Source organism: Enterobacter cloacae complex sp. 418I7 (assembly GCF_050030705.1).
Lineage (GTDB): Bacteria > Pseudomonadota > Gammaproteobacteria > Enterobacterales > Enterobacteriaceae > Enterobacter > Enterobacter intestinihominis.
Genome location: NZ_JBLGUU010000001.1, coordinates 3,810,190 through 3,826,887 on the forward strand (window position 1 = coordinate 3,810,190; position 16,698 = coordinate 3,826,887).

Below are 16,698 nucleotides of genomic sequence, written 5' to 3' on the forward strand. Positions count from 1 at the left end.
TCACTCCTTTACCTGTCGAACGGTGTCGATCACGCTGCCGTCGCGGTAGCGGATCACCCCGACAATTTTGTCTGTGAACTCAATCGGTTTCGGTACGCCGGTCAGGGAAATCGCCCGCTCATAGAGCGCGTTGATATCTACAACCTTCAGGCCTGCTTCCATGAGTCGTTCGCGGATCTCCGGGCGCGCCGGGTTGACCGCAATACCGTGGTCGGTGACCAGCACGTCAATGCTCTCCCCCGGCGTGAGGCGCGTGGTAACGCGCTTCACAACGGTCGGGATGCGGCTTCGCAGCAGCGGCGCGACCACAATGGTCAGGTTGGCTGCCGACGCCACGTCGCAGTGCCCGCCGGATGCGCCGCGCATCACGCCGTCGGATCCGGTGATGACGTTGACGTTAAAATCGACGTCGATTTCCAGCGCGCTGAGGATCACCACGTCGAGCTGGTCGCAGCTTGCCGCCTTGCTGCCGGGGTTGGCGTAGACGTTGGTGGAGATCTCCACGTGGTTCGGGTTGCGCGCCAGCGAGGCCGCTGCCTGGCCGTCAAAGCACTGGGTGTCGAGCAGCTTTTCGATGAGCCCCTTCTCGTGCAAATCCACCAGGTTGCCGGTGATACCGCCAAGGGCGAAGCGCGCCTTCACGCCGCTGCGCTCCATCTTCTCTTCCATAAAGCGGGTGCAGGCGGTCGCCGCCGCGCCGGAGCCGGTCTGCATCGAGAAGCCCGGTTTAAAGTAACCAGAGTGTTCAATCACGTCCGCCGCATAGCGGGCAATCATCAGCTCGCGCGGGTTGCTGGTGACGCGCGCCGCACCGACGCTGATTTTCGCCGGGTCGCCCACGCTCTCCACCTGCACGATGTAGTCCACCTGATCCTGCACCAGGCTGGCGGGCATATTCGGGAACGGCACCAGTTCTTCGGTCAGCAGCACCACCTTACGGGCAAAGTGTGCGTCCACCATGGCGTAGCCCAGCGAACCGCAGCACGATTTGCCCTGCGTGCCGTTGGCGTTGCCAAACTCATCGCTGCACGGCACGCCGAGAAATGCCACGTCGATATTCAGCTCGCCATCCTGGAGCAGCTTCACGCGCCCCCCGTGGGAGTGAATTTGTACCGGCTCGTCCATCAGCCCGTGGGAGATGGCCTCCGCCAGCCTGCCGCGCATACCGGAGGTGTAAATTCGGGCGATCACGCCGCTTTGAATATGCTCGATCAGCGCGTCGTTGCAGGTCATCAGCGAGCTGGAGGCCAGGGTCAAATTTTTAAAACCCATCCGCGCCAGCAGCGCCACAACGGTGTTGATCACCCGGTCGCCTTCGCGAAAGGCATGGTGGAAAGAGATGGTCATCCCGTCCTGCAAGCCGCTGCGCATGACGGCTTCTTCGAGGGAGGCGCAAAGCTTACGGTTGTGTTTCGCCTCGCTGTCCGCCAGCCACGGCGTCGCGCTGTGGGCGGTATCAAAGGGCTTCAGATCCCGCAGATGGGGGAAATTCACATGGAGAAGTTCTGTCTGATTCATTATGTCATCCTTACCGACGCACGCCGGAGGCCGCCGCGCGCTCCAGCACCACCTGCGCGTGGTTAATAATCGGTGCATCCACCATTTTGCCGTTGAGCGAGACCACGCCCAGGCCGTTACGCTCGCCCTCTTCTGCCGCTTCAATCACCCGTTTGGCGTGCTCCACCTCTTCCTGAGTCGGGGCGTAGGCGTTGTGCAGCAGGTCAATCTGGCGCGGGTTAATCAGCGATTTGCCGTTAAAGCCCATCTTGCGGATCAGATCGACCTCGCGCAGGAACCCGGCTTCGTCATTAACGTCTGACCACACCACGTCGAAAGCGTCGATGCCTGCCGCGCGGGCGGCGTGCAGCACGGCGCAGCGGGCGTAGAACAGCTCGGTGCCGTCGCCGCGCTCGGTCTGCATGTCCATTACGTAGTCAAAGGCGGCCAGCGCGATGCCGATAAGTCGCGGGGAGCTGCGGGCAATCGCCACGGCGTTGATGACGCCAATGGCCGATTCAATCGCCGCCATCACGCGGGTGGAACCCACTTCGCGCCCGCACTCCTGCTCAATGCGCTCCAGGTGGCCTTCCAGCTCGTAGATATCGTCCGGGGTGTCGGTTTTTGGCAGGCGAATCACGTCTACGCCCGCGCGTACGGCGGCCTCCAGATCCAGCAGGCCAAACGGCGTGCTCAGCGGGTTAATACGCACCACGGTTTCGATATCCTGATACATCGGGTGCTGCAACGCGTGGAACACCAGCATGCGTGCGGTGTCTTTCTCACGCAGGGCCACGGCGTCCTCAAGGTCAAACATGATGGAGTCGGGGCGGTAGATAAAGGCGGTGGAGAGCATGGCGGCATTGGCGCCCGGCAGGAACAGCATACTGCGGAGGAGTTTGCTCATTTCAGCGCCCCCCAGTTGATGGCCTGTTCATCGGCGGCACGCAGAAGCGCGCTTTGCAGGCGGGCGCGGATCACACAGTCCAGCGCCCCTTTGTCTTCAATAATGATTAATCCCTGGTGCACGTTCATGGCGCGCAATGTGTCGTTGACCACCTGGCGTATTTGCTCGCCAAACTGCTTAATCACTTCACTGTGGATGACAATCTCCAGCTCACCGTGAGCGGGGGCGATTTTCACCATCAGGTCGCTGGACTCCTGCGTTCCGGCCAGCGCCTCCCTTACAATATTCATGATAAATTCCTGATAGTTATGCGACTTCCGCACTCGCACGATAATGTGCTTCGAGGTGCGCGAAGGTGGAGTCCGGGACAATCTCCCGGATCCGGGAAAACTGCTGTGTCTTGAGTAAACGGCGCACTTCCGAGGCCGAAATGGCGTTGCCGGTGGCTTTGATGCGCGGCATCTCCACCACGTCGATGTGCGAGGCCAGCAGGTCGTGCAGCGTCTGGTTGTACTGGCGGGTGATATCGCAGAACGGCTCCGAGCCGATGAAGCGGTGCGTGATGCCCAGCGCCGGGGCGATAAAGTCCCGGAAGATCAGCACGTCGATCTCGCTCCACGCCTGCTGCACTTTGCCGGTCTCCTTCAGGAAGTAGGCCGGAAACGTGGCGCGGGAGATGATGTACTGCGAGCCTTCATGCACCACCACGTTCGGCAGATGCGCCACGCCCGCGCGCACCATCTCAAGGCGCGCGCTGAACGGGAAGAACGAGGCGTCTTCACGCACCACGAACAGATGTAGAGCATCGCACTGCGCCGCCGCCTGCTCCACCAGATGACGGTGACCGAGGGTGAACGGGTTGGCGTTCATCACTATCGCGCCAATTTTTTCCCCGCCCTTTCGCATCCGGCTTAAGGTACGGCAGTAGCGCACGATCCCTTGCGGAGTGTTCTCCATTAGCACCGCGCTGTTCCCGCTCTGGGCAACCGGCCAGAAACCGCTGCGGCCAAAGCGTTCCTTATTGCACGGACGGGTGCAGAGGAAGAGGTGAAAATGGCCGCGCTCCAGCGCCGCATTTTCCACCTCTGCCAGCAGACGCGCGCTGAGGTTTTCCCCACGAAGCTGCTCGTTGACCGCGACGCACTTGATGACGTTGGCAGCAAGCCCGGCGCAACCCACCAGCTGCGCGCCGGACCAGGCTTCAACAAACAGCGTGATGTCGTTGTCCAGGCCAAGGCCGCTGTCTGCCAGCAGGTAGCGGATCTGGCTTAAGCGTTCCGGGTGTTTCGCCACAACGGTGTGGCGAAAATCAATGGGTTGCGATTGCATGCTGCCGCCTTACTCAGTGCGCTGCCGCGAGCCCGACGGCTGGCGCTTCCACGATCACGTTGCTCAGATGACCGATATGTTCGATCTCCACCTCAATGCGATCCCCCTCCTTCATAAACAGTGGCGGGTTGCGCTTTTTACCCACCCCGCCAGGCGAGCCGGTGATGATCACGTCGCCCGGGCTGAGACGGGTGAAGGTGCTGATGTACTCGATCAGCTCCGCCACCTTGTGGATCATGCTGCTGGTGTTGTCCTCCTGCACCATGCGGCCGTTCAGCCAGGTGCGGATCGCCAGGCTGTGCGGGTCCGGGATCTCATCCGCCGTCGCCATCCACGGGCCGAACGCCCCGGTCTGCCGCCAGTTTTTCCCGGCGGTGAACCAGGTGTGCTGCCAGTCGCGGGCGGAGCCGTCCATGTAGCAGCTGTAGCCCGCCACGTGGCGCAGGGCGTCGTCGCGGCTGATGTTCTCCCCGCCTTTGCCGATGATCACCGCCAGCTCGCCTTCGTAGTCGAACTCGCTGGAGTGGCGCGGCTTCAGCACCGGCTCGTTGTGGCCGATCTGTGAATCCGGGAAGCGGACAAACAGGGTCGGGGCCGGGTTATGCTGATCAAACTCCTTGCGCTTGTCGGCATAGTTCATGCCCACGCAGAGAATTTTTTCCGGCTGGACAATCACCGGTAAGAAGGTGATGGCGTTCAGCGGTACATCCACCGCGTCGTTCAGAAAACGGGTGGCCTGCGCCAGCCCGTTCCCCTGCAACAGCGCTTTAAGGTCGCCATAGCGGTCGCCCAGGCGGCGGCCTAAATCAATCACGCCCCCGGCCTGAACGATGCCGTAGCTGCGTTTACCCTGGTATAAAAAGCTTGCGAGTTTCATTGTTCTTTCCTGAAAACTTAAACGAGGAAGTTGCCCAGAATCAGCAGTGAGACAGAGACGTTAATCGCCCCGCCGATACGGGTAGCAATCTGGGCGAATGGCATCAGGCTCATGCGGTTGCCTGCGGTCAGGATCGCCACGTCACCGGTACCGCCCTGCCCGCTCTGACAGCAGGAGACGATGGCGACATCAATCGGGTGCATACCAATCTTTTTGCCAACGAAGAATCCGGTTGCCACCAGCGCGGAAACGGTGCTGATAATCACCAGCAGGTTGCTGACGGTGAACGCCGCCACCAGTTCATGCCATGGGGTAATCGCCACGCCAACGGCGAAGAGAATCGGGTAGGTCACGGAGGTCTGGAAGAATTTGTACACCACCTGAGAACCCTCCAGCAGACGCGGAGAGGCGCCATTGCAGAGCTTCACCAGCACCGCCATAAACAGCATACCGACCGGCGCTGGCAGACCAATCAGCTTGTGACCGAGCATGCCCAGCATGTACAGCAGCACCGCCAGCAGCGCGCCGGAGGCGATGGTGGTCACATCCGCTTTGCCGGAGAACGCGGGTTGAGAGACGGTGGCATCGGCGTTGGCGCGGTTAGGCATCAGCTGGCCTTCACCGGTCAGGTGCGGGTAGCGTTTCCCGAGCTGGTTGAGGCAACCGGAGATGATGATCGCCGTCAGGCCGCCGAGCATTACCATCGGCAGCACGCGGCCGAGCGCCACGCCCTGATCCATGTGCAGCAGGGTGGCATAGCCGATAGAGAGCGGGATCGCCCCTTCCCCGACGCCGCCCGCCATGATCGGCAGAATGATAAAGAAGAAGATCTGGAACGGCTCGAGGCCCAGCGCCAGTCCAACGCCCATGCCGACAATCATGCCGACGATTTCACCGCACAGCATCGGGAAGAAGATGCGCAGGAAGCCCTGGATCAGCACGGTGCGGTTCATGCTCATGATGCTGCCGACGATAATGCAGCAGATATAGAGGTAGAGAATATTGGTGGATTTATAGAATTTGGTCGTGGACTCGACCACCACGTCCGGCAGCAGGCCGTAATAGACCAACGCGGAAGGGATAAAGGTGGCGCAAATTGCCGCCGCGCCGAGCTTGCCGACAATCGGCAGGCGTTTGCCGAACTCACCGCAGGCAAAGCCGAAGAAGGCCAGCGTGGCCACCATGACCACGATGTCGCTCGGCAGTTTTCCGCCCAGGCAATCTATCGCAATCAGCGCGCCCGCCAGAACGAACAGTGGCAGAGGAATAATGCCGATTTTCCAGGTATCCATAATATGCCACCAGCGCTCTTTGAGCGATGGCCGCTGAATATCAATCGGGTCGTGGGTAACAGAGAATGAATCGTCAGTTGTGCTCATAATAAGCCCCTTAGTTATTTTGTGCGTCCAGCTTAGAGTCACAAAGGCTTACTTTATGTGAGGAATGGCATATTAAAAGCGAAGTTTTAATGGCCGCTATGGTTTTAATGGTTTCTTTTATTTAATGTGATTTATGCCTTATTTATTACCGTGGTTTTTATGGTTTCTTTTCTTAACTGAACAAAGAAATAACATTTATTCATTTAGCCTTAAGAGGATAAGACTTTCGGAAAAATCTTTTACAGGCTGCGCTGTGCAAGGGATCACAAGTTTTCGGCAAAGCGGGCATCCTGGCCTTAAAAGATGATATATTCAGCCGACCTGTTGATATCTCGCGTGATAGTTATGAAAGTATCGTTTCAGATCAAGCTGTTTATTTCGCTGGTCGCCTTTTTCTCAGTGCTGTTCGCATTACTGGGCGGATATTATTATGTCGATGTCGGCAGGCAGCTTTATCAGGAAATGAGCGCGCGCGCAAAAATACAGGCCGAAGAAATTGCGCTTATTCCTTCTCTGCGAAAAGAAGTCGAACAAAAGGATATCCAGGGCATCCATGACTTTATGCAGAAAATAGCCGCCCGCAGCGACGCCAGTTTTATTGTGATTGGTGACAATAAAGGGCTGCATCTTTTCCATTCCGTGTTTGCCGACCGGGTAGGCAAAACGCTGGTTGGCGGAGACAACGACGAGGTATTACACGGCAAAAGCACCATCACCATCCGCAAGGGCGGGTTAGGCATTTCGCTGCGCAGCAAAGCGCCCATTTTTAATGATGCCGGGCAGGTGGTGGGGATTGTTTCGGTAGGCTATCTCACAAGCTATCTGGACACCATCACCGTCAGCAAGGTGGTTAATATCCTGATTGCCGCCGTGCTGCTGCTTATCGCCCTGTTTATTTTCTCCTGGTTCTTCACCCGCAGCATCAAGAAGCAGATATTCTCTCTGGAGCCGCGCGAAATCGGCCTGCTGGTGCGTCAGCAAAAGGCGATGATGGAATCCATTTATGAAGGGGTGATTGCCATCGACGACGATCTCCGCATTGAGGTGATTAACCAGGCGGCGCGTAAATTATTAGGCTTACGCCAGCCCGCCCGCGAACTGCGGGGTCAACTCATCAGCCAGGTGATCGCGCCCGTCCCGTTCTTTAACGCGCAAACCATGCTTGCGAAAGACACCCACGATGAGATCTGTCGCTTTAACGATCTCACGGTCATTGCCAGCCGGGTGCGGATCATGCTGGAAGATGCGTTGCAGGGCTGGGTGATCACCTTTCGCGATCGCAACGAGATCGACTCGCTCAGCGCCCAGCTCAGCCAGGTGAAGCGCTATGTTGATAACCTGCGCATTATGCGCCATGAACAGCTGAACCGCATGACCACGCTGTCCGGCCTGCTGCATATGGGCCGTTATGACGAGGCAATTCGCTATATACAGGCGCAGTCGGAACACGCTCAGGAGCTGCTGGACTTTATCTCGTCCCGCTTTAGCTCCCCGACGCTGTGCGGTTTGCTGCTTGGAAAGGCCGCCCGCGCGCGTGAAAAAGGCGTTGAGCTGAGCTTCGATCCAGCCTGCCGAGTGGACAAACCCTTCCTGCCGCTGCTCGAATCGGAACTAGTCTCGATCATCGGGAACTTGCTGGATAACGCCATCGAAGCGACCCAGCGCGCCCCGCTCCCGCATGCCCCGGTAGACGTGCTAATAAAGTTGAACGAGCAGGAACTGATTATTGAAGTCGCCGACCAGGGCGTCGGCATCACACCGGAGATCCGCGACCGGATCTTTGAGCGCGGCATCACTACCAAAACGCGCGGCGATCACGGTATTGGCCTGTATCTGATTGAAAGCTACGTCACGCAGGCTGGCGGTGCAATTGAAGTTGCCGATAACACCCCACGCGGTGCCATTTTCTCACTGTTTATTCCCGCCACGGGAACGGTCCGGCACCCCGTACAGGAACTGGAAGATACCGACTATGCAACATGAACTTATCGACGTACTGATTGTTGAAGACGAGAACGAACTGGCGCAACTGCACGCGGAGCTTATCGGTAAACATCCGCGCCTGAGGCTGGTGGGGATTGCCGCGTCACTGGCCGACGCGCAGGTACAACTGGAGAGCAAACAGCCGAAGCTGATGCTGCTGGATAACTATCTGCCGGACGGCAAAGGCATCACCCTTATCAGCAACCCGATGCTCACCCGCGCCAACTGCTCGGTGATTTTCATCACCGCCGCCAGCGATATGGATACCTGTAGCCAGGCGATTCGTAACGGCGCGTTCGACTACATCCTCAAGCCGGTTTCCTGGAAACGCCTGAGCCAGTCGCTGGAACGTTTTGTGCAGTTTGCCGAACAGCAGCGCGTCTGGAAGATTGTCGACCAGCAGAACGTGGATTCACTCTATCAGCTACAGGCGAAAAATTATCGACTGGACAACGGCAGCAAAGGGATAGAGGAGAACACGCTGGCGCGGGTGCAAACGCTGTTTAACAACAAGGCGGCGCACTGCTTTACGGTGGATGAGGTGGTGAGCGAGACGGGACTGAGTAAAACCACCACCCGGCGCTATCTGGAACACTGCGTGGAGGTGGGTTTTCTGACGGTGGAGATGCTGTACGGGAAGATTGGGCATCCGAGAAGGATGTACAGGCGTAGTGCGACTTAACTCCCCTCACCCCGGCCCTCTCCCCAAAGGGGCGAGGGTGAAAAGACGGGGCTCCGTGCAATCCCCTCTCCCCTTTGGGGAGAGGGTTAGGGTGAGGGGCCCTACTTTAACACGTACCCATACAGTCGCTTGATCCCGTCGGCATCCTTCTCGCTGTAAACGCCCTGCAACTCTGGCGAGAAACCCGGCAGCATATTAATGCCCTCTTCCAGCGCCAGGAAGTAGCGCTGTACTGCTCCACCCCAGACTTCCCCCGGTACCACGCACAGCACGCCCGGCGGGTATGGCAGCGCACCTTCGGCGGCAATGCGTCCTTCGGCGTCACGAATACGCACCAGTTCGACATTCCCGCGAATGTACTCCTGGTTGGCATCCTGCGGGTTCATCACCACGGCAGGCAGGCTCTCCTGGCGGAACATCGCCTTCTGTAAATCCTTCACGTTAAAGCTGACGTAGAGATCGTGCATCTCCTGGCACAGCTGACGGATCGTATAGTCGCGGTAACGCACCGGGTATTTCTGATAGATGGTCGGCAGCACATCCACGAGCGGCGTATCGTCTTCAATATGCTGTTCAAACTGCCCCAGCATCGCCACCAGTTGCATTAGCTTCTCCGCGCTCTCGGCTGGCGTCAGCAGGAACAGGATGGAGTTGAGATCGCACTTCTCCGGCACAATGCCGTTTTCGCGGAGGTAGTGGGCGAGAATGGTCGCCGGAATGCCGAAATCGGTATAGTGCCCTGTTTCCGCATCAATGCCCGGCGTGGTCAGCAGCAGCTTGCACGGATCGACGAAATACTGTTCACGGGCATAGCCTTCAAAACCGTGCCATTTTGCACCCGGTTCAAAACTAAAGAAGCGACGCTCGCTGGCGATGGCCTGCGTGGGGTGATCCTGCCATGGCCGCCCCGCCACTACCGGTGGGATAAAGGGTTTGATCATATTGCAGTTGGCGATGATGGCCTTGCGCGCTTCAATGCCCAGCTCGACGCATTCAGCCCACAACCTGCGTCCGCTCTCACCCTCGTGGATCTTGGCGTTCACGTCCAGCGCCGCAAACAGCGGGTAAAACGGGCTGGTGGAGGCATGCAGCATAAACGCATTGTTCAGCCGCTTGTGCGGGCAGAAGCGCGACTGACCGCGAATATGGTTATCCTTTTTATGGATCTGTGAGGTTTGCGAGAACCCGGCCTGCTGTTTGTGGACCGACTGGGTCACGAAAATTCCCGGATCGTTCTCGTTCAGTTCCAGCAGAAGCGGAGACGTTTCCACCATCATCGGGATAAATTGCTCGTAGCCGACCCAGGCGGAGTCAAAGAGGATGTAGTCGCAAAGGTGACCGATCTTGTCGATCACCTGACGGGCGTTGTAGATCGTGCCGTCGTAGGTGCCGAGCTGAATGATCGCCAGACGGAACGGGCGCGCCTCGGCGGCTTTCTGCGGCGCGACGTCACGGATCAGTTCCCGCAGCCAGGCCTCATCAAAGCAGTGTTCATCGATCCCGCCGATAAAACCAAACGGATTACGGGCTGCCTCAAGATAGACAGGCGTTGCCCCGGCCTGGATCAGCGCCCCATGATGGTTGGACTTATGGTTGTTACGATCGAACAGCACCAGATCGCCACGGGTCAGAAGCGCATTGGTCACCACTTTATTGGCCGCCGACGTGCCGTTCAGCACGAAGTAGGTTTTATCCGCGTTGAACACTTTCGCCGCGAACTTTTGCGCGTGCTTGGCAGAACCTTCGTGGATCAGCAAATCACCGAGCTTCACGTCGGCATTGCACATATCGGCACGAAACACGTTTTCACCGAAGAAGTCGTAAAACTGCCGCCCGGCGGGATGTTTTTTAAAAAAGGCGCCGTGCTGGTGACCCGGACAGGCAAAGGTGCTGTTTCCCATCGCCACATACTGGCTCAGGGTGTCAAAAAAGGGTGGCAGCAGGTTCTCTTCATACCGGCAGGCGGCAGATTCCAGTTCCAGCAATTCCTGTGCTTTACCCGAGATGATCGCCGTGACACCCTCTGGCACCTCTCCTGGCTCTGTTGAGAACATAAATACCGGTAGCTGAAAGCCCGTACGCTTCAGCAACGCAAGAATGCCGCTGTAGCTTTCAACAACCGTAATGACGACTGCCGCCACATCGGTGAAATCGGTGTTATCCAGCATAACCTTTTCGCGATGCGTAGAAACTTTGGATACCAGCTCACGGCTGACGGCAATTTTCATGGTTTTCATAAGCGCAAATACCCTCACCGAACGGTGAGACAGGAAGGAGAAAATTCGCGCAATCATGTCACCTTTTATTTTCAGGTGCAAGAAGGAATCAGTATGCGTTACGCCTCCCAAAGCTAAGCATAATCAGGGACGGACGTGCCATAATCATGCAATGCCAGTGCTTAAATAACAGGAGTTAAACGTGGTGATTGGACCCTTTATCAATGCGGGAGCCGTATTGCTGGGCGGTGTACTTGGGGCAGTATTAAGCCAGCGGTTGCCGGAGCGTATTCGCGTCTCCATGCCCTCCATTTTTGGCCTGGCGTCGTTAGGGATTGGTATCCTTTTAGTGGTGAAATGCGCCAACCTGCCGGTGATGGTACTGGCGACACTGCTCGGCGCGCTGATCGGCGAGTTTTGCTATCTGGAAAAAGGCATTAATCACGCGGTAGGCAAAGCCAAAAATCTGATTGCCCGACCGGGCAAGGCAAAGCACGGCACGCACGAGTCGTTTATTCAGAACTACGTTGCGATCATTATTCTGTTCTGCGCCAGCGGCACGGGGATATTCGGTTCGATGCAGGAAGGGATGACCGGCGATCCCAGCATACTGATTGCGAAAGCGTTTCTGGATTTCTTTACTGCCACCATCTTTGCCACCACCCTCGGCATCGCCGTGGCGGCGATTTGTGTACCGATGTTGCTTATACAGCTGGCGCTGGCCACCTGCGCCACGCTGATCCTGCCGCTGACGACGCCTGCGATGATGGCGGACTTTACCGCCGTCGGCGGCCTGCTGCTGCTGGCGACAGGGCTGCGCATCTGTGGCATCAAGATGTTTGCAGTGGTGAACATGCTCCCTGCCCTGCTGCTCGCGATGCCGCTTTCCGCGCTCTGGACGCACTTTTTCGCTTAAGTTTGCGACGAAATGGTGAGAGAGTGTGCAGTCTGCAACGAAAACAACAAATTTCGTTGACGTCGGAGGGAGGATCGGGTTTAATGCGCCCCGTTGCCCGGATAGCTCAGTCGGTAGAGCAGGGGATTGAAAATCCCCGTGTCCTTGGTTCGATTCCGAGTCCGGGCACCACTATTTAAAGAACCCGCCCAAAAGGCGGGTTTTTGCTTTTGGGCTAGTCTAACAGCTCAATGCTTCCTTCTTTTGTTCTTAGCCAACGCGGCGCTTTTAACGTTTCGGCGTAATATCCCACCAGTTCATACAGTAAATCACTGATGACTCTTTCGGCTTCCACCGTCAGAGACCCACTCACTATCAATTGTGTCAGTACCTGGCAGTAATGCCCCACCTGGTCCGCTTCCACTTCAAAAGCAGGTACATGCAATGGTATTTCATCCACCGTCAGGCTCTCTTTTAAAAACTCCGGCACAGGTTCCATCAACGTCGGTTGTAATAAGGCCAGACAGGCACAAAGCCGCCCGCACAACGCCATTTTCTGCACAGGATCATGGCACTCCACCAGCGCTTCACTAAAACGCTCGCAGTTGTCCGCGAGTTCCGTGAAGTCGGTTTTGTGATTGAAGGAAACGGTAAATAAAGGGTGAATCGATGTTGGGATAGTAGCCATAGTGGCATCCTCCTGTAACGTTTATATTTCCGTCACTGGAGAGGTCAATCTCACGGGTGGCGGAACCGAGCAGGGTTGACCTTACCGGCGTTACAGGAAACCGGCGCGCCTTACGACGCCCCCGCCCGGCCCGCCATTGAGGTATAGCCGTGCGTACGACATAAAAAAGACGCTGGCGCGTCATATGTCGCCTGTAACAATTTTCAGGAGGTCAAGCCCGACACCTGATTTTGCAGGTGCGGGTAAAAGATACTGTAATTAGCCAATAGCAGCAAGCGAGGTTATGGAAGATAGCTCGTAGAAAATAAAAAAACAGCTGGTGAAGCAAGTTCTCTATGTATCAGCCCGTTCATTAAACCAAGTCTCTCCTCTTCCACTGCATACAAAACATAACTATGCTTACGGTAAAAAACACGGACATTGATTTGATGAGGGTGGTCAAGCCCATTTTTCTGGTATAAAGCATAGAGTTAAACTTTACAGGCATAATCCTGCCTTTATTGGAGGTATGATAATGAAGGATAATCTTGTTCAAGATATTGCTTATAAACTCTTTTTGTCAAACTCAGATGAAATGGAGTATGAACTCACTGAACAGGAGCTCTCATTTCTAAACGTAGAGAAATCTGAAGGCTACTGTCTAAAGGACGGTAAATTAATCTTTTCATCTTATGAAGACAGAGATCATTATGTTGCCCATCATTATTTCTCAGAAATAGACAGTGATTGCATTGATGCAGAGAAAATCATACTTCAGACTGCTTTTTGCATATGGGGTAAGACTTTGCGTGATGATCGTTCAACCGCAGGTATATTTCTCAGTTTATATGAAGATAAAATCAATATTTGGCATATGCTGCTCGCATCTGAACGTAACCAATATGAAGTTACGTCTCTGTCCGATCAATTTGTAAAACATTCTAAACATCTAGATATAAATACTTTGTTTAATTTTTTCTCCACCATTCACAATAAATACAATCAATATCCTGGAGTATTTACATTGTTAGGAGAACGACTAGCCAATAACCCTCAAGAATGTTATAAGATAATTAATAAATTTCATTCAGATATAAAAAAAGAAACTCTTCACCTCTATAATATTGCCTTATTTTCACTAAGAAAAGAAAACTATACATCAGCTATTGATATTTTGCTCGCTGACATAGAAGAAAATGATGTTATCTTGTCTCCTCAAGCCTTGTGGATACTTGGCAGATATGTTGAGGTGAATAATATAGAATATCGTAACAATGAAATAAAATTAATCATCCAAGAAAAAATCGCTTCTCCGGTTACAGATATTTCCAATGCTGCTATACAAGCAATCGTAAATACGGTAGATAAAATACCTGAATTTTGTGAAGTCATCCTTAATTTGCTCAAGGATAAAAATATAAAAGCAATAGCGTTGCTTTGCCAAAAAATAGCAACAGCTAAAAAGTTACAATCTCATGCTGACTTTCCTGACTGGATAAATATCATCTGTATTAACTCAGGAGATGATATCGAACTCAGAGGGTTAATACTCCATATTTTATCATCACTCACTGAAGATGAAACCAAACATCATTTATTGATTAACTGCCTCTTTGTAATGATAAAGAATGCTTCTATAGTAAGAAAATCTCAGGAATTAGAGAGTTTTTTATATCATGCTACAAAATCCACTGAATTAATGAATGAAATTTTCACATTGGCACTTATAGATGACACTCCAGAAATCTCTGAGTTTTCACAATTACTATCCACATATTTAATGGTTAATGATAGTAGTAATTCATTAAGTTATAGCCTTCCCATTATTAATAATTTCACTGAAAGAGATTTCATTTTTTTGGTGCGTAGAACTTTGGGTTATATTACTAATGAGAAACATTTAATGTCTTCCATACTTTCATTACTGAATATTGATAACGCAAATAAAAGAACCGATAAAATTGTAATATCTGTCATATCAAATGAAATAGCCATTGATTATCCAAACTATGTTATTGATGTAATACGAGAATGCAAAAATAAAATCAGGAACAAAAGAAATCGCTTATTAAAAATATATGACGAAATACTTGTTCGTACGGAAGACTATCTTAACTCTCTAAAAATATATCCAAGAGTAAAAGAATTCGAACCACCTTCAGCATATGTACTGTCCTTTCAAAAAGAACGGAATAAAGTTATGACCAAAAACCAAGAGGCTATAAATGAAGATTCGCTTGTATTTAAAATAGCTACCCGCATACAACTAAAAGCAGGAATAGGCTCTTTTTATTACAATGATAACTTTGGTACTGGCTATAGTGAACCATCATATCTGTACCCATTTTCGAGTAGCTATTCTCTTCCGCGAAGGTACGTTATGGACAATGTTGGGTATGAATTACGCTTGGCAATGTTCAAGACAGCAAAAAAGGATACAATATGAAAGTACTAATTTCTCAATATATTCGAACATTGAAAGAGAGAAATGAACTCGACAGGCTATTGCCTAATTTATTATTATCAATGAGTATCGTCCCTTTATTTACTACACAAACGGGAACAAGACAATATGGTGTCGATATTGCTGCAATAGGTAAAGATCCTGATGATGGGGAAAAAAAACTATTTATATTTGTAATTAAGCAAAAAGATCTTGGTAGATCTGAATGGGATTCCGGGCCACAGTCCATACGACAAAGTTTAAATGAAGTTTTTGATGTTTACCTTAGAAATCATTTACAACCAAAACACAAAAAACTGCCCAAGAAAATAATTTTATCCACCAGTGGTGATATGAAAGAAGAGATAAATCAAAATTGGGCCGGATATCTTGATGATCATAAACCCCATGAGTTTGATTTCTGGGGAGCAGATAAGCTTTCCACTTTTATCGAAAAATACATGTTAAACGAGCATATATTTAACGATATTGACAGAACCGATTTAAGAAAGTCGCTATCATTGATTAGTGAAAATGATTATTCACGGATTGATTATCATCGGTTACTACTAAGAATCCTGATGCTTGATGATGAGGGGAGAAAAACTAAAGAGATCAATAAAGTAGAACTGGAGAAGTCAATCCGCACCTGCTATCTCGCGGCTAATATATTAGCTTACTGGGCAATACAGGATGGCAACACTAAGCAAGCTTTGTTTGTATCTGAACGATGTCTACTATGGGTATGGCACCGCATCAATCTTGAAAAAGATCCAGAAAAATACTTCCCTGCGTTTGAAGTTATATGGCAAAGTTACATTAACATTTCAGCTGAATATTTTTCCAAAGTTCAACCATATTTCCATGGAAAATATATTCTTTCTTCATATTCAACTGAAAGTTCACTGGTCAACATAACTGTATTTGAACAAATTGGTATACTTGCAACTCTCGGATTAAATAATTTTTTCCTCGCCCATAGGAAAGATAATAATGGTGGTGCGCTTCAGATTCATAATGCCGATATCGTTGCCGATAGCTTGTGTGCGTTAATTATAAACAATCCCGCATCTGGTTCGCCACGTCTTGATGAGAATGCCATTGAAATTGCTCTTGGATTAATATTTCTTTCGCTGATGGGGAGAAAGGATGCTGTCGAAAAATGGCTTAGAGAACTAATTTGGAGGTTGGACTACGTACTCAGGATTGGACGAGAACATCCGATATCAACAGATTCTATTGACGATCTTATTAGCATGGAATGCAATAGCGATGATGCATATTTAAAAGAAAAAACAACAAACATGTCCTGGATTATCCCCACTTTAATGGGATGGTGTGTGATACTGGAAAAAGAAGAAGGATATTCCGCATTATTAACTGGAATAAAAGATTCATATAAAAATATATGCTCCCAGCTATGGCACCCAACGAATGACCTTTATAGACACCTTTACTTTCATCCAGCTCAATCCTTCACTGGTGAGACCGAGGCACCAATAGCTTTTCCGGATAATATGAATGATTACAAGAAGAGAATGGATGAACTACGTAAAAACAAAAGATATAATATTTTTAAAGAGTCAAGTGCGACACAGGCAGGTTTAATTATACTCGATTTTATTGCCTGCAGACATTTTAGAACTCCTGTACCCGCTGTACTTTGGTATGGCATGCAAAAAAAAACAGAGTGATAAATTACGTTTTTCGGTTTTATATCATGCTTCACCAATGGGCGTTATCTTAAAGCCCATTGGTCCCTTTTGAAGTACCTTTTGATTCATGGTGTTGCCTGCACGAACTGGAAGTGCTCTTCATTCAAT

General features: G+C 51.9%; 13 protein-coding genes and 1 tRNA gene. 6 read left to right on the forward strand and 8 right to left on the reverse strand.

Annotated features, from left to right (window positions below; translation table 11 throughout):
• Genes citF through ACQG0S_RS18385 form a run of 6 tightly spaced genes read right to left on the reverse strand, consistent with a single transcriptional unit; the run spans position 1 to position 5,989 of the window.
• A complete protein-coding gene (citF, locus tag ACQG0S_RS18360; RefSeq protein WP_169441302.1) occupies positions 1 to 1,518 on the reverse strand; it encodes a citrate lyase subunit alpha in 1,518 nt (505 codons plus the stop codon).
• Positions 1,519 to 1,528: 10 nt separating this feature from the next.
• Positions 1,529 to 2,404 carry a citrate (pro-3S)-lyase subunit beta gene (citE, locus tag ACQG0S_RS18365; protein WP_426750673.1) on the reverse strand — a complete coding sequence of 292 codons (876 nt, stop codon included), beginning with the start codon at positions 2,402 to 2,404 and terminating at the stop codon, positions 1,529 to 1,531.
• Positions 2,401 to 2,694, reverse strand: a complete 294-nt coding sequence (citD, locus tag ACQG0S_RS18370) for a citrate lyase acyl carrier protein (protein ID WP_017382935.1) — start codon at positions 2,692 to 2,694, stop codon at positions 2,401 to 2,403. The genes citE and citD overlap by 4 nt, the downstream gene beginning before the upstream one ends.
• Positions 2,695 to 2,710: 16 nt before the next feature.
• Positions 2,711 to 3,733, reverse strand: coding sequence for a [citrate (pro-3S)-lyase] ligase (gene citC, locus ACQG0S_RS18375; protein WP_155019371.1), 1,023 nt, complete (start codon positions 3,731 to 3,733; stop codon positions 2,711 to 2,713).
• Positions 3,734 to 3,746: 13 nt separating this feature from the next.
• A complete protein-coding gene (locus tag ACQG0S_RS18380) occupies positions 3,747 to 4,610 on the reverse strand; it encodes a fumarylacetoacetate hydrolase family protein (RefSeq protein ID WP_063137637.1) in 864 nt (287 codons plus the stop codon).
• A gap of 17 nt (positions 4,611 to 4,627) precedes the next feature.
• Positions 4,628 to 5,989, reverse strand: coding sequence for a 2-hydroxycarboxylate transporter family protein (locus ACQG0S_RS18385; protein WP_022649371.1), 1,362 nt, complete (start codon positions 5,987 to 5,989; stop codon positions 4,628 to 4,630).
• A gap of 345 nt (positions 5,990 to 6,334) precedes the next feature.
• On the opposite strand from ACQG0S_RS18385, the gene ACQG0S_RS18390 reads away from it, so the two are divergent.
• Together ACQG0S_RS18390 and ACQG0S_RS18395 are read left to right on the forward strand one after the other, a co-directional pair.
• Positions 6,335 to 7,972, forward strand: a complete 1,638-nt coding sequence (locus ACQG0S_RS18390; protein WP_022649372.1) for an ATP-binding protein — start codon at positions 6,335 to 6,337, stop codon at positions 7,970 to 7,972.
• Positions 7,962 to 8,654: a response regulator gene (locus ACQG0S_RS18395; protein WP_022649373.1), complete on the forward strand. Its 693-nt coding sequence runs from the start codon at positions 7,962 to 7,964 to the stop codon at positions 8,652 to 8,654. The genes ACQG0S_RS18390 and ACQG0S_RS18395 overlap by 11 nt, the downstream gene beginning before the upstream one ends.
• 101 nt (positions 8,655 to 8,755) lie before the next feature.
• Here ACQG0S_RS18395 and ACQG0S_RS18400 read toward each other — a convergent pair whose 3' ends face one another.
• Positions 8,756 to 10,891 (reverse strand): ornithine decarboxylase, encoded by a 2,136-nt coding sequence (locus ACQG0S_RS18400; protein ID WP_023298579.1) that lies wholly within the window; start codon positions 10,889 to 10,891, stop codon positions 8,756 to 8,758.
• Positions 10,892 to 11,072: 181 nt separating this feature from the next.
• On the opposite strand from ACQG0S_RS18400, the gene ACQG0S_RS18405 reads away from it, so the two are divergent.
• Both ACQG0S_RS18405 and ACQG0S_RS18410 read left to right on the forward strand, forming a co-directional pair.
• Entirely contained in the window at positions 11,073 to 11,786 is a 714-nt protein-coding gene (locus tag ACQG0S_RS18405; RefSeq protein WP_003862452.1) for a DUF554 domain-containing protein, read from the forward strand.
• Positions 11,787 to 11,881: 95 nt separating this feature from the next.
• A tRNA-Phe gene (locus tag ACQG0S_RS18410) sits at positions 11,882 to 11,957 on the forward strand.
• 43 nt (positions 11,958 to 12,000) lie between these two features.
• Here the strand turns inward: ACQG0S_RS18410 and ACQG0S_RS18415 are convergent.
• Positions 12,001 to 12,453 (reverse strand): hypothetical protein, encoded by a 453-nt coding sequence (locus ACQG0S_RS18415; protein WP_022649375.1) that lies wholly within the window; start codon positions 12,451 to 12,453, stop codon positions 12,001 to 12,003.
• A 514-nt stretch (positions 12,454 to 12,967) separates the two neighbouring features.
• On the opposite strand from ACQG0S_RS18415, the gene ACQG0S_RS18420 reads away from it, so the two are divergent.
• Complete coding sequence (locus ACQG0S_RS18420; RefSeq protein WP_022649376.1) at positions 12,968 to 14,878, forward strand: hypothetical protein; 1,911 nt, start codon at positions 12,968 to 12,970, stop codon at positions 14,876 to 14,878.
• Positions 14,875 to 16,569, forward strand: a complete 1,695-nt coding sequence (locus ACQG0S_RS18425; protein WP_048966569.1) for a hypothetical protein — start codon at positions 14,875 to 14,877, stop codon at positions 16,567 to 16,569. The genes ACQG0S_RS18420 and ACQG0S_RS18425 overlap by 4 nt, the downstream gene beginning before the upstream one ends.
• Positions 16,570 to 16,698 lie beyond the last annotated feature (129 nt).

Bases quoted from the DNA above. Each gene is read 5' to 3' on its own strand.
- citF (WP_169441302.1), bottom strand. From the start codon at position 1,518: ATGAATCAGACAGAACTTCTCCATGTGAATTTCCCCCATCTGCGGGAT.
- citE (WP_426750673.1), bottom strand. From the start codon at position 2,404: ATGAGCAAACTCCTCCGCAGTATGCTGTTCCTGCCGGGCGCCAATGCC.
- citD (WP_017382935.1), bottom strand. From the start codon at position 2,694: ATGAATATTGTAAGGGAGGCGCTGGCCGGAACGCAGGAGTCCAGCGAC.
- citC (WP_155019371.1), bottom strand. From the start codon at position 3,733: ATGCAATCGCAACCCATTGATTTTCGCCACACCGTTGTGGCGAAACAC.
- ACQG0S_RS18380 (WP_063137637.1), bottom strand. From the start codon at position 4,610: ATGAAACTCGCAAGCTTTTTATACCAGGGTAAACGCAGCTACGGCATC.
- ACQG0S_RS18385 (WP_022649371.1), bottom strand. From the start codon at position 5,989: ATGAGCACAACTGACGATTCATTCTCTGTTACCCACGACCCGATTGAT.
- ACQG0S_RS18390 (WP_022649372.1), top strand. From the start codon at position 6,335: ATGAAAGTATCGTTTCAGATCAAGCTGTTTATTTCGCTGGTCGCCTTT.
- ACQG0S_RS18395 (WP_022649373.1), top strand. From the start codon at position 7,962: ATGCAACATGAACTTATCGACGTACTGATTGTTGAAGACGAGAACGAA.
- ACQG0S_RS18400 (WP_023298579.1), bottom strand. From the start codon at position 10,891: ATGAAAACCATGAAAATTGCCGTCAGCCGTGAGCTGGTATCCAAAGTT.
- ACQG0S_RS18415 (WP_022649375.1), bottom strand. From the start codon at position 12,453: ATGGCTACTATCCCAACATCGATTCACCCTTTATTTACCGTTTCCTTC.
- ACQG0S_RS18420 (WP_022649376.1), top strand. From the start codon at position 12,968: ATGAAGGATAATCTTGTTCAAGATATTGCTTATAAACTCTTTTTGTCA.
- ACQG0S_RS18425 (WP_048966569.1), top strand. From the start codon at position 14,875: ATGAAAGTACTAATTTCTCAATATATTCGAACATTGAAAGAGAGAAAT.